The sequence below is a fragment of the Ulvibacter sp. 2210JD10-4 genome, from assembly GCF_058148525.1.
Window position 1 is genome coordinate 353085 of the sequence record NZ_JBYVJZ010000001.1, and the last position, 13062, is coordinate 366146.

12 protein-coding genes are annotated in these 13062 nt (G+C 36.6%); 10 read left to right on the top strand and 2 right to left on the bottom strand.

Translation table 11 applies throughout. The features are described 5' to 3' along the window. Positions 1–14 precede the first annotated feature (14 nt). From ACY2RT_RS01730 to ACY2RT_RS01755, 6 genes are all read left to right on the top strand, one after another. Positions 15–926 carry a geranylgeranylglycerol-phosphate geranylgeranyltransferase gene (locus ACY2RT_RS01730; RefSeq protein ID WP_490154146.1) on the top strand — a complete coding sequence of 304 codons (912 nt, stop codon included), beginning with the start codon at positions 15–17 and terminating at the stop codon, positions 924–926. A 1-nt stretch (position 927) separates the two neighbouring features. Next, positions 928–1515 (top strand): Maf family nucleotide pyrophosphatase, encoded by a 588-nt coding sequence (locus ACY2RT_RS01735; protein WP_490154147.1) that lies wholly within the window; start codon positions 928–930, stop codon positions 1513–1515. Positions 1516–1549: 34 nt separating this feature from the next. Next, positions 1550–2488 carry a septum formation inhibitor Maf gene (locus ACY2RT_RS01740; RefSeq protein WP_490154148.1) on the top strand — a complete coding sequence of 313 codons (939 nt, stop codon included), beginning with the start codon at positions 1550–1552 and terminating at the stop codon, positions 2486–2488. 75 nt (positions 2489–2563) lie between these two features. Continuing rightward, positions 2564–5062 (top strand): PIG-L family deacetylase, encoded by a 2499-nt coding sequence (locus ACY2RT_RS01745; RefSeq protein WP_490154149.1) that lies wholly within the window; start codon positions 2564–2566, stop codon positions 5060–5062. 113 nt (positions 5063–5175) lie between these two features. Further along, on the top strand, positions 5176–6870 hold the full coding sequence (locus ACY2RT_RS01750) for a sodium:solute symporter family protein (protein WP_490154150.1): 1695 nt from the start codon (positions 5176–5178) through the stop codon (positions 6868–6870). Between the two features lie 245 nt (positions 6871–7115). After that, positions 7116–7634 carry a hypothetical protein gene (locus ACY2RT_RS01755; RefSeq protein WP_490154151.1) on the top strand — a complete coding sequence of 173 codons (519 nt, stop codon included), beginning with the start codon at positions 7116–7118 and terminating at the stop codon, positions 7632–7634. Between the two features lie 94 nt (positions 7635–7728). Here the strand turns inward: ACY2RT_RS01755 and ACY2RT_RS01760 are convergent, their stop codons facing one another. After that, positions 7729–8574 carry a DUF2911 domain-containing protein gene (locus ACY2RT_RS01760; RefSeq protein ID WP_490154152.1) on the bottom strand — a complete coding sequence of 282 codons (846 nt, stop codon included), beginning with the start codon at positions 8572–8574 and terminating at the stop codon, positions 7729–7731. A gap of 113 nt (positions 8575–8687) precedes the next feature. Between ACY2RT_RS01760 and ACY2RT_RS01765 the strand changes: the two genes are divergently transcribed. The 4 genes from ACY2RT_RS01765 (at position 8688) to ACY2RT_RS01780 (ending at position 11715) form a co-directional block, all read left to right on the top strand. Further along, the gene (locus ACY2RT_RS01765; RefSeq protein ID WP_490154153.1) at positions 8688–9350 is read left to right on the top strand and encodes an MIP/aquaporin family protein; all 663 of its coding nucleotides are present in this window, start codon (positions 8688–8690) and stop codon (positions 9348–9350) included. A 42-nt stretch (positions 9351–9392) separates the two neighbouring features. Next, complete coding sequence (locus ACY2RT_RS01770; protein WP_490154154.1) at positions 9393–10697, top strand: cryptochrome/photolyase family protein; 1305 nt, start codon at positions 9393–9395, stop codon at positions 10695–10697. Positions 10698–10806: 109 nt separating this feature from the next. Further along, the gene (locus tag ACY2RT_RS01775) at positions 10807–11043 is read left to right on the top strand and encodes a (4Fe-4S)-binding protein (protein WP_490154155.1); all 237 of its coding nucleotides are present in this window, start codon (positions 10807–10809) and stop codon (positions 11041–11043) included. Between the two features lie 90 nt (positions 11044–11133). Further along, complete coding sequence (locus ACY2RT_RS01780) at positions 11134–11715, top strand: hypothetical protein (protein ID WP_490154156.1); 582 nt, start codon at positions 11134–11136, stop codon at positions 11713–11715. Between the two features lie 23 nt (positions 11716–11738). Here the strand turns inward: ACY2RT_RS01780 and murA are convergent, their stop codons facing one another. Further along, positions 11739–13052 carry a UDP-N-acetylglucosamine 1-carboxyvinyltransferase gene (gene murA, locus ACY2RT_RS01785; RefSeq protein ID WP_490154157.1) on the bottom strand — a complete coding sequence of 438 codons (1314 nt, stop codon included), beginning with the start codon at positions 13050–13052 and terminating at the stop codon, positions 11739–11741. Positions 13053–13062 lie beyond the last annotated feature (10 nt).

Consider the following 13062-nt stretch of genomic DNA (forward strand, 5'->3'; position numbering starts at 1 on the left):
CTGGGATATAAACAATGAACGTCCTCAAATTAGTCCGTCCTCTCAATTTATTATTTATTATTTTGGTCCAAGCCTTTGTTAAATATGGGTTATTTGATCCGCTTGAGGCAGAAACCACCTTAAATGATTTTGATTTTGTGCTATTGGTGATCGCCACAATCTGTATTGCAGCAGCAGGCAATATTATTAATGATATCTACGATGTTGAGATCGACCGCATCAATAAACCCAACAAAGTACTCATTGGTAAAAATATCTCGGAAAAAAAAGCAAATCGATGGTTTATAGCTTTTAATGTGATTGGTGTTGGAATAGGTTTTTATCTTTCGAATAGTATTGAAAAGTCAAATTTTGCAGCATTGTTTATTGTAATTTCGGCGCTCCTGTATTTGTATGCATCCTACCTAAAAGGAATGCTGTTGGTGGGCAATTTTCTAATTTCGTTATTAGTAGCGATGAGTATCCTTATCATAGGTCTTTTTGACCTGCTCCCAGCAATCAATGCACAGAACCAGGCCTCACAATTTGCTGTTTTCAGGATACTGCTGGATTATGCTTTATTTGCTTTTCTTCTCAGTTTTATACGGGAAATAGTAAAAGACATACAGGATATTAACGGGGACAAAAATGGAGGAATGAACAGCCTGCCCATCGCTATTGGCAGGAAAAGAGCCACTACCATTGTATTTGTTTTAGGTGTATTCACTACCATATCCGTAATACTTTACAGCTACACCTATCTTTATCATACACAAATAGTAGTGTTATATTTCCTGTTTTTAATTGTAGCACCTCTACTCTATTTTTGTATAAAAGTATGGAATGCGGAGCAATTTAAAGACTACGTGTTTTTGTCAAAACTTTTAAAGCTCATTATGTTCTTGGGAATGTGTTCTATATTATTATACCCACTTGTAAATAAATAAAATGCTAAAAGAGAAGTTAAAAGATTACAATATTATCCTTGCATCAGGATCTCCCAGACGACAACATTTTTTTAAGGAATTGGAGCTGGATTTTGTTATTGAAGTACGTGAAATTGAAGAAACTTTTCCGGACAACTTAAAGGCTTCTGCAATTACCGATTATTTGTCGCAATTAAAAGCTTCGGCATTTAATGACCTTTCTAAAAAGGATATTGTGATTACAAGTGATACCATAGTATGGAAAAATGAGAAAGCTATTGGAAAACCAAAAGATAGAAAAGATGCCAAAAAGATGCTTCAAAATCTAAGTGGCAGTATGCATGAAGTGATTACGTCGGTTTGTTTTACGGGAAAAGATTTTCAGAAAACAGTCAACGACACTACCAAAGTATGGTTTAAGGAACTTACAGAAGAAGAAATTGATTATTATATACATACATATCTGCCCTTCGATAAAGCAGGAAGCTATGGCATACAGGAATGGATCGGTTATATAGGCATTGAACGTCTGGAAGGCTCGTACTTCAATGTCATGGGACTGCCCACCCGACTTGTTTACAAAACGTTAATAGAGCTTGTAACGCTGTAATTTTGTAGTATTTTTGCTTTAAAATGCTTCGAAAATGAAAATTGCCCTGAGTAAACTGTTTAGTGTATTATTAATCTTCTTATTTCTATCTTCCTGTGAATCTAAAAAGGATACACCCGATGTCTCAGTTTCCAAAAAAAGTATTGAAAAAGAAAATGTAAAAAAACGAAAACTGAATTCCGAATTTAAAGACTATTGGTATACCGGAAAGGCAGAAATAACTTCCTACCAATTACTACAAGAAAGATATGGTGAACTTCGGGAAGGAACAGTAGTCAATGTTTTTGTAACGGAAGACTTTTTACCTTCGGCACAGGTAAAGGCAAACAACTATTCCGAAGAGAATGTTCCGGTATTAAAAATGAACAGTACCAAAAAATTTCTAACCGGTATTTATCCGTATTCTATCATGACAAGTACTTTTAATCCGGTAAATACAAATGAACATGCCCTGAAAATAAGTCATTCGGTACAAGAATGGTGTGGTCAGGTCTATGCACAACTCAACAACCGGGATGATTTTGAGGTGAAATCTCATTCTTATTTTGAAGGTGAAGCCGATCAGGAAGTTTCACTTCTCAAAACCTGGCTTGAAAATGAGCTTTGGAATTTAATCCGGATCAATCCGGAAAACCTCCCGACCGGAGACATTTCTATTATTCCCGCTTTCGAATATCTTCGACTACGCCATAAAAAACCAGCCGCACATCCAGCTTTTGGGAGTTTAAAACAAGGAGATTCACTCACTACCTATTCTATAAATTACCCTGGATTACAACGCCAGTTAACTATCTACTTCAACAGTACTTTTCCTTACGAAATTGAAGAGTGGGAAGAAACCAATGCGAGTAACGCTAAAGATACGCTTAGGTTAAAAACAACTGCTGTAAAACTGAAACGTATCCGTTCTGCTTATTGGACCCAAAACAGTAATAAACATATTGCATTGCGAGACTCTTTAGAATTGCAATAAAGTGTTAAAGAACTGCTAATAAAATCGGACGGTTTTCTATTTTGGGTATATTTGATTCTCATCAAAAAACAGTCCATGCGCAAATTATTCTCACTAGTATGTATCCTTCTTATTAGTTCTTTCGCATCATTTGCACAACAACCACAAAAACCAACTGCTTCCGAAATATTTCACAACCTCCAAAAACTGAATTTTTTAGGTTCTGCCCTTTATATTGCGGCACACCCTGATGATGAAAACACGCGGCTCATTTCCTATTTATCTAACGATGTAAAAGCCCGTACAGCGTATTTATCACTTACCAGAGGCGATGGAGGGCAAAATTTGATAGGGCCCGAAATTCGTGAGTTATTGGGAGTGATAAGAACACAGGAATTACTGGCCGCAAGACGTACTGATGGCGGACAGCAATTCTTTACACGCGCTAATGATTTTGGATATTCCAAACACCCAGATGAGACATTGGAAATATGGAATAAAGAAGAGGTATTGAGTGATGTGGTCCGAACCATCCGAAAATTTAAACCGGATATTATTGTAAATCGGTTTAATCATCGTAATCCCGGAACAACACACGGGCACCATACCTCATCTGCCATGTTAAGTTTTGAAGCCTTTGATCTGGTAGACGATGCTTCAAAATATCCTGAAACGGCTAAAGATTATGGAACCTGGCAACCCAAGCGCTTATTTTTTAATACAGGTTGGTGGTTCTATGGAAGCAGAGAAAATTTTGAAAAAGCGGATAAAACAAACTTAATTGAAGTAGAGACTGGAAGCTACTATCCGGCTTTAGGGCTGTCTAACGGAGAAATAGCTTCCCTAAGTAGAAGTATGCACAAATCACAAGGTTTTGGAAGTACAGGCTCTCGTGGAAGTAGAATTGAATACTTAGAGTTTTTAAAAGGAGATTTTCCTGTAAATAAATCCAACCTCTTCGATGGTATCAATACTACCTGGTCCAGAGTGAACGGAGGTGCCCCTATCGGAGCTATTTTGCTTGAGGTAGAGAAGGATTTTGATTTCACAGACCCGTCAGCAAGTATCCCTCAGCTGTTAAAAGCATATGATCTCATTCAACAACTTCCGGAAGGGTATTGGAAAACGATAAAATCCAAAGAGATCATTAATGTTATATCAGATTGCGCGGGAATGTATCTTGAGGCAGTGGCCAATGTACAAAGTGTGGCTCCGAAAGGAGATTTAAAAGTTATTATTGAAGCCATTAACAGATCTTCGGCAGATATTAAACTAAATTCTGTAACCTCTTCGGTAGTTACCTTCCCTACAACAGCAATAGCTACTCCTTTATTAAAAAATAAGAAACTCACGCTTGAAAGTATTGAAGGGACTTTTTCGAATACAGAACATAGTGCTCCCTATTGGCTCAATCAAAAAGGATCCTTGGGAATGTACCGTGTGGATGATAAAAATTTGATAGGATTACCAGAACAAACTCATCAGTTTCCGGTAACTTTTAATATTTCCATAGATGGAAGAAATATTTCTGTAATAAAAAACATTGTCTACAAATTCAACGACCCTGTAGCCGGAGAGGTGTACCGCCCCTTTGAAGTTTTACCGGAAGTTACATCCGGTATTCCGGAGAAAGTACTCATTTTTGCCAATAGCGAAGCAAGAGAAATCCCGGTAATTATTACTGCCGGAAGAGATAATGTAAGTGGTACTGTGACCCTGCAACATCCAAAAGGATGGGTAGTATCCCCTTCACAACAAGTGTTTTCCATTGCAAATAAAGGACAGCAGCAAACACTTAAATTTACAATAAAGCCTCCTATGGAGCAAAATGAAGGAATTCTTAAGCCTTTAGTACATGTTGGAGATAACTTCTACAATAAAGAGTTAGTAACTATTAATTACGATCATATTCCGTATCAAAGTGTTTTAATGCCTTCTGAAGCTCGTATAGTACGAATTGACATTCAGAAAAAAGGACAAAACATTGGTTATATAAATGGTGCCGGAGATGCTATTCCCGAAAGTCTGAAACAGATCGGATACAATGTTACTACAATTCTACCGTCTGAAATCACTTTAGAGAATTTACAAAAATTTGATGCAGTAGTGATAGGCATCAGGGCTTATAACACGGTACCGGAGTTGGCCTTTAAACAAACAGAGCTCAATAGTTATGTAAACAATGGCGGAACCTTGTTACTGCAATATAATACCAGCCGTGGAATGGCAGACAAAAGCTTTGGGCCCCTACCCCTTACCTTATCCAGGGACAGGGTCACTAATGAAGATAGTGAGGTAAGAATACTTGCTCCCAATCATACCGTATTGAACTCCCCTAACAAGATCACTCAAAACGATTTTAAAAATTGGGTTCAGGAACGAGGTCTCTATTTTCCTAATGAATGGGCACCGGAGTTTACTCCAATTTTAGGTATGAACGACAAAGACTATCCGGAAACTAAAGGATCACTCCTGGTTGCCGAATATGGAAAAGGGTATTATATCTATACCGGTTTAAGCTTTTTTAGGGAGTTGCCTGCGGGAGTTCCCGGGGCCTATAGACTATTTGCTAATTTACTCTCAATAGGAAACTAAAATGATCGAAGAAAAACAAAAATTTGTTTGGAAATGGAAATACACACTTGTATTAGTATTTAATGCAATCTATATTCTATTGTTTTATTATCTAATGCAACACTACTCATAATATGCAACAAATAGACTGGATTGTACTTGGGGGCACCCTTCTTTTTATTGTTCTCTACGGAACTTATAAAACTCGCGGCAGTAAAAATGTAGTTGATTATTTAAAAGGTGGAAACGATTCTAAATGGTGGACTATTGGCCTTAGTGTAATGGCAACACAGGCAAGTGCCATCACATTCTTGTCAACTCCCGGACAAGCCTTTCACGACGGAATGGGCTTTGTACAATTTTATTTTGGGTTGCCTATCGCAATGGTAGTTATCTGTTTGGTATTTATCCCTATTTATCACAAGCTGAATGTATTTACAGCTTACGAATATCTGGAAACCCGTTTTGACCTAAAGACACGTACGCTAACGGCAGTTCTGTTCTTAATTCAGCGTGGGCTGGCAGCAGGAATTACTATTTTTGCGCCGGCGATTATTCTGTCAGCAGTTCTGGGGTGGAATCTTATTTACCTTAATATTATCATTGGGGTCTTGGTCATTATCTATACGGTTAGCGGAGGTACTAAGGCTGTGAGCGTTACCCAGAAACAACAAATGGGAGTGATCTTTGCAGGAATGCTAATCGCTTTTTTATTAATACTGAATTACTTACCTCTTGATATCACTTTTTCCAAAGCATTGGACATTGCCGGTGCAAGTGGGAAAATGGAAATTTTGGATTTTTCTTTCGACTTTAACAATCGCTATACTTTTTGGAGCGGTATCATTGGCGGTAGTTTTCTTGCCCTTTCCTATTTTGGGACAGACCAAAGCCAGGTACAACGTTATCTCTCTGGTAAAACTGTAAAGCAAAGCCAAATGGGATTGATTTTTAATGGACTGCTTAAAGTACCTATGCAATTCTTTATTCTGTTAGTAGGAATAATGGTTTTTGTTTTCTATCAATTCAATGCCTCCCCCCTACATTTTAATCCTGCAGCAGAAGCCGATGTTTTACAATCGGAATATGCTTCAGAATATCAAGTATTGCAAGCTGAAAAACAAGAACTGGATGATCTGCTAATTACAAAGCAACTGGCATATTCACGTTCGGAAAGTACTTCTGAAAAAGAAGTTCTGGCTTCTGAAATAAAAACCTTAAATACTTCCGAAGATAAACTAAGGGCACAATCCAAAGAACTAATCAAAAAAGCTAATCCTGCAGCTGAAACCAATGACAAAGATTATGTATTTGTACATTTTATTTTAAATAACTTGCCAAGGGGATTGATTGGCCTACTGCTTGCAGTAATTTTAAGTGCAGCGATGTCTTCCACGGCTTCAGAACTAAATGCATTAGGTTCTACTACTACGATGGACCTATATGCCCGTAATGTTACCATAAAAAACGACAGGCATTATGTACGTGCTTCCAAATGGTTCACTCTTCTATGGGGTGTCCTTGCAATTTTGGTAGCCTGCGTTGCTAATTTATTTGATAATTTAATTCAATTAGTAAATATTATTGGTTCTATTTTCTATGGAAATGTTTTAGGTATATTCCTACTCGCTTTCTTCATTAAATATGTAAAAAGCAAGTCTGTATTCATAGCTGCTATTATCACTCAGGTAATCATTATCTATGTGTGGTGGATCGACCTAATGCCATATCTCTGGCTGAATTTAGCTGGATGCGCTTTGGTAATGGGAATAGCGGTATTATTACAGGCGACTATATACAAAGGAGAAGAAGATCGTTCTATTGATTAATAAACTGTCAAGAGAATAATTGGTAATCTATGTTTGAAATAGTTGCGAATACTGAGCAGAATTGAGCTTTAAGTATTTGATTTTCAGAAAATTCCTACAATTAAATTAAAAGGAAAAGAATGATTCCATCCATTTTTATTTATCTTCGTAATGCCCAATCTACTCTGTTTATTTACTACTTATAAGGTGTAATGCCTTTTGAATGTTTGCAAATAATGCTATTGGTATTGTTTAAATCATTAGTAGTGAAAAAAATTACGTTTATACTGTTTTTCTTTTTTTTAGGGATTTGCTTCAGCCAACATGCCGGCAATGAGGTTTGTTCTTTACAACCTAAAAATAAAGCCTGGATTCATCAGTTTAAGAATGCAGATGATCTGGATGCACAGATCGATCTGGTAATAAACAAAATTATTTTAGATACTGATTATTTGGGTGAAGATATGGTAATGGCAAGTCTTAGTGATAACAGTGTCTTTAACAAAGTCCCTTGTTCTTTGGTCTGCTCCATTCGCTTTGGATTAATTTATGCGAAGAATAAAGGAATTATACTTGACCTTAAAAAAAATCCCGAATTGGAAGACCTTATCTTCGAATTTACTTCTGAAAATATAAACCGTATCGAACTTAATGAATATCAGGAAAAAGATATCTATAACCCCAGTGCACTCAAACGCTCCGGAGTTGTATTATATACAGACAATAAAGAACTCAGAAAGAAAGTAAGACGTGCGATCAAGAAAGGCATGGATAATAAATCATAACCTTTTTACAGATACTTCTCACAAAAGAAGTTAAGTTAAATAACATTAAAAAAGCCTCGAAAATCGAGGCTTTTTTAATGTTATATGAAGACTACTATTTTGCACCCCACTCTTTTAAAGATTTTTGGTTTAAAGCAATATAATCATCATTACCAGCTGTTTTTGCCAGTTCTAAAGATTTTTGAGCAGCTTTTATTGCTCCTTTCTTGTCCCCTGCTTTTGCATAGATTAACGATTGCTGTCTGTGATACCAGAATGCCGGTTTCTCACGTAATTCAATAGCTTTGTCTATCCATTTTTTGGATTTATTAATGTCTTTACCAGCTTCCATATAATAAACAGCCGCTGCATAATAATCGCCTGCAGAAGGTCCATTCATTGCCTTATCGATACTTGCCGAAACCAATTTATCAGTGCTAAATTTAATTGGAACCCCTACGTACGATTTTTCCCAAAGCATCCCGAGGTTTACAGAATTGTTAGTGACATCATCAAAAGTCATTGTAAAAGATTGGATTTCCATAGGTAAAGGTTGAACCTTTGTTTTAACAACAGCAGCTACCTTAGCATCATCCCATTTCTGAGGAGTTCCCCAGTTATTCGCATCACTGTAAAAGTATACTTCCCAAACTTCAGCATTGGGTTTTGTATAGATAGCGTAGCTTCCTGCCTCTAAAGTCTTCCCTCCTATAGTTACATCATCGCTAAAAGTGATCTTTGTATTTGCATTTGCTCCGGTACGCCACATCTTTCCGTAAGGTACTAATCCACCAAAGATAGTTCTGTCTCGCATAGCTGGCCGGGAGTATTCTAAAGTAACATCCGTTAAGCCAACTTTTTGCTCTATTTTTTGAGAGGGGCTGGCTGCAGGAGTTTCCACTTGTGCATATGCCCCAAGAGAGATTAACGCCACGCAAGCTAAAAGGAATAATTTTTTCATATGTTTAAAGTTTTAAGGTTTTTATAAAGTGTTACGAAGTTACAACAACAACACTTTCTTATTAGTTAACAAAAACTTAAAAAAGGTTTAAGAACTAATAGTACCTTTGCGGTATGAAAAGATTCATCGCTGAAACTATAGGCACCTTTGCTTTGGTCTTTTGTGGTACAGGTGCAATTGTAATAAATGAATATACAAATGGAGCTGTAACACATCCCGGGATTGCCATCACTTTCGGGTTAATTGTCATGGGAATGATCTATGCTTTTGGTGATATTAGCGGTGCACATATCAATCCGGCAGTGACAATTGCATTTGCCTATGCTAAAAAATTTCCTTGGAGAGATGTGCCTCTATATGCATTAGCTCAATTAACAGGCGCTTTTGCTGCAAGTGGGCTATTGCTTTTTCTATTTCCAGAAAGTGAAAACTTAGGAGCTACCCTGCCACAATTGGATATTTTACGGGTTTTTATTTTTGAAATAATCCTTTCCTTTTTTTTAATGGTGGTTATTATAAATGTTTCAACAGGATCCAAAGAAATAGGTGTTATTGCCGGAATTGCCATTGGTGGAGTTGTATTGTTGGAAGCAATGTTTGCCGGACCCATTACCGGGGCTTCTATGAATCCTGCACGATCTATTGCCCCTGCAGTTGTTTCCGGAAATCTTCAGGACCTGTGGCTCTATATTGCAGCACCTGTAATAGGTTGTTTGTTAGCCGTGGTAAGTTGCAAATTGGTAAAAGATGAACAATGTTGTGATAGTAATAATTAACCTCTTAACTGATTTACATAAACAAATGCACTTTTATAATTCTTGAAGCAAGCTGTAAACATATTTTGGTTCCGTAGAGACCTGCGAATCGACGACAATGTAGGTTTTTTTAAAGCTTTACGCGGAAAACTTTCTGTACTGCCCGTTTTTATTTTCGATACTGAAATATTAAACGAGCTTCCTGTAAATGATGCAAGGGTTACCTTCATTTTTGAAGAACTTCAAAAAATGAGGAGAGAGTTTCAGGAATACGGTAGTAGTATTGCTTTATATCATGGTGCGCCAGAAATTATATTTAATCGGATCACCTCAGAATTTAAAGTACAAAATGTTATCACCAATCATGATTATGAACCCTACGCCAAAAACCGAGATACTCAAATAAAAGAATTTCTTTCCGCAAAAGGTATTGGCTTTTATACCTACAAAGATCATGTCCTTTTTGAAAAAGACGAAGTCATTAAGGACGATGGTAAGCCATACGTAGTCTACACACCTTATATGAAAAAATGGAAAGCAAAGTTTAAAAATGAATATACGTTAAGAACTTATAATACTTCACAACATCTACACAATTTATTGAAAAATACCAACCTACCCGATCTTAGTCTGGAGCTTATGGGTTTTCAAAAATCTTCTATTAAAGTCCCCGAATATACTATTAACCCTGCTCTTGTCAGAGAGTATGAGAATATGAGAAATTTTCCTGTAGAGGAAGCTACTTCACGTTTGGGGCCACATTTGCGTTTTGGAACACTGAGTATTCGTAAACTGCTAAAAAATATAGTTTCTGAAAAAAATGAAACCTTTTTACAACAACTCATTTGGCGTGAATTTTTTATACAGATTTTGTGGCACTTCCCAAAAACAGCAAATAATGCCTTCAGAAAAAAATATGATTTTATAAAATGGAGAAATGACGAAACTGAATTTGAAAAATGGAAAAGAGGAAAAACCGGCTATCCTTTAGTTGATGCCGGAATGCGTCAATTGAATACTACCGGTTATATGCATAATAGGGTACGTATGTTGGTCGCCAGTTTCTTATGTAAACATTTATTGATAGACTGGCGGTGGGGAGAAGCATATTTTGCCCAAAAGCTATTGGATTATGAACAGGCAAGTAACGTTGGTAACTGGCAATGGGCTACCGGAAGTGGTGTTGATGCTGCTCCCTATTTTAGAATATTCAACCCAACTACGCAGGCCCATAAATTTGACAAAGAACAGAAGTATATTAAAAAATGGATTAAAGAGTTTGGAACTAAAACATATCCGGATGAAATGGTTGTCCATAGCGAAGCCCGTGAACGTGCCTTAAAAGTCTACAAGGAAGCTATTTATTAAATATTTGTAAGAATTTTCTATATAATTTATTAATATTATCGTTTATTTACATATATTTATCGATGTAATTGAATATAAGGTACTTACATAACCCCCCAAACTTATGCTTATGGAGCCCTACAACAATGAATTTACAAATGGAGAGATTACAGTTACTTTCGAACCAAAGAAATGCATTCATGCAGAGAGGTGTGCAAAAGGACTTTCAGAAGTTTTTAGAACTTCTGTGATTCCCTGGATCGACCTGGAAGGTGCAGATACCCAAAAAATTATTAGTCAGATCAAAAAGTGTCCTTCGGGTGCGCTTAGCTTCTGCTATAACAACGAATTGGTTTCTGTTAAATAAATTTTAATTCAGTCCTTTTTTTGGGAAGTTTTATACAATTTTTCTACTCTTGCAGTGTTAAGTAACGATAACAAACCTAACTCTGAAATAATGAAAAGAAAACTAACATCCCTACTTCCCCTATTCTTTATTGTGCTTACTCTTTCAGCGCAAGAAACCAATACCAACACTTTAGAAGATCAATTTGTTGATGTGATCGACAAATCCAATAATTACCAGGAGTATAAAGTGATCAAAAAATCAAAATTAAATAGCTTACGTAAAAATATCTTAGACTCTGTAGCTGCGTTGGAGACTATAATTGGTGAGACTAAAGCAGAAGTTTTGCAACAAGAAAACCAAATTGCAACTCTTACAAACAATTTGAAAACAACTCAAGGAGATCTAACCACTTCAAAAGAAAAAGAAAATGGCATTGAATTCTTTGGAATATTAACGAACAAGTCTACTTATAACACTATTATGTGGTCAATCATAGGTATTCTTTTGTTGAGCCTGGGATTCTTTATCTATAAATTCAGAAACAGTAATTCGATTACCAGAGCAGCGCGGTTAAAATTGACCGAAACTGAAACTGAATTTGAAAGCCACCGACAAAGAACACTGGAGCAACAACAACAATTGAGAAGAAAGCTTCAGGATGAGATCAATAAAAACAAGAAGCCTCAATAATAAAAACCTGTTCAGAAGGTTTTTTATGGTTCTATTCTAGTGATTTTTGCACCAATGGCCTGCAATCTTTCATCAATATTTTCATAACCTCTATCTATTTGTTCAATATTGTGAATTGTACTGATCCCTTTTGCTGAAAGTGCAGCGATTAGTAGAGATATTCCGGCTCTTATATCCGGGGATACCATAGTGGTCGCTTTAAGAGAAGATTCAAAATTGTGACCTATTACGGTAGCTCTATGCGGGTCACATAAAATTATTTTAGCTCCCATATCAATTAACTTATCCACAAAGAACAAGCGGCTTTCAAACATTTTTTGATGTATTAAGACACTTCCTTTTGCTTGTGTACAAACTACCAAAACAATACTCAATAGATCCGGAGTAAATCCCGGCCACGGAGCATCTGCCACCGTTAAAATGGAGCCATCTATATATCCCTGAATTTCATATTCATCTTGGGAAGGAATATAGATATCATCGCCTCTTTTTTCTAGAGTAATCCCTAATTTTCTAAAAGTATCCGGAATCAAACCCAAATTATCCCAACTCACATCTTTAATGGTGATCTCGCTTTTTGTCATAGCAGCCAAACCAATCCAGCTACCAATTTCAATCATATCCGGTAAAATACGATGCGTGCAGCCACTTAAGTTTTCAACACCTTCTATAATAAGCATATTGGAACCAACTCCACTGATTTTGGCTCCCATGGCATTTAGCATTTTGCATAATTGCTGCAGGTAAGGTTCGCAAGCTGCATTATAAATTGTGGTTGTACCTTTTGCTAAAACAGCTGCCATTACAATATTTGCAGTTCCTGTTACCGAAGCCTGATCAAGTAACATATATGTTCCTTTTAGGCCATCAGGTGCTTCTACACCGTAAAAACGTTCCTCTTTATTATATCTAAATGTAGCTCCTAATTTTATAAATCCTTCGAAATGGGTATCCAGTCTTCGTCGACCAATCTTATCTCCCCCGGGACGAGGAATATATCCCTTTCCGAAGCGCGCTAATAAAGGACCAACGATCATAATTGAGCCCCGTAGAGAACTCCCCTCTTGTTTAAACAATTCAGATTCTAGATAATTCAGCTTCAGGTTATCAGATTTAAAAGAATATTTTCCTTTGCCTAATTTTTTAGTCTTGACACCTAAATTTCCCAGAATCTCTATCAATTTATTAACATCACGAATATCCGGTATGTTTTCAACTATAACTTCTTCCGGAGTCAGTAAAACGGCACATAGAATTTGCAGGGCTTCGTTTTTAGCACCTTGCGGCCGAATTTCACCTTTTAGTTTATGACCACCATCAATTTGAAAAGTTCCCATATTGTGGTTG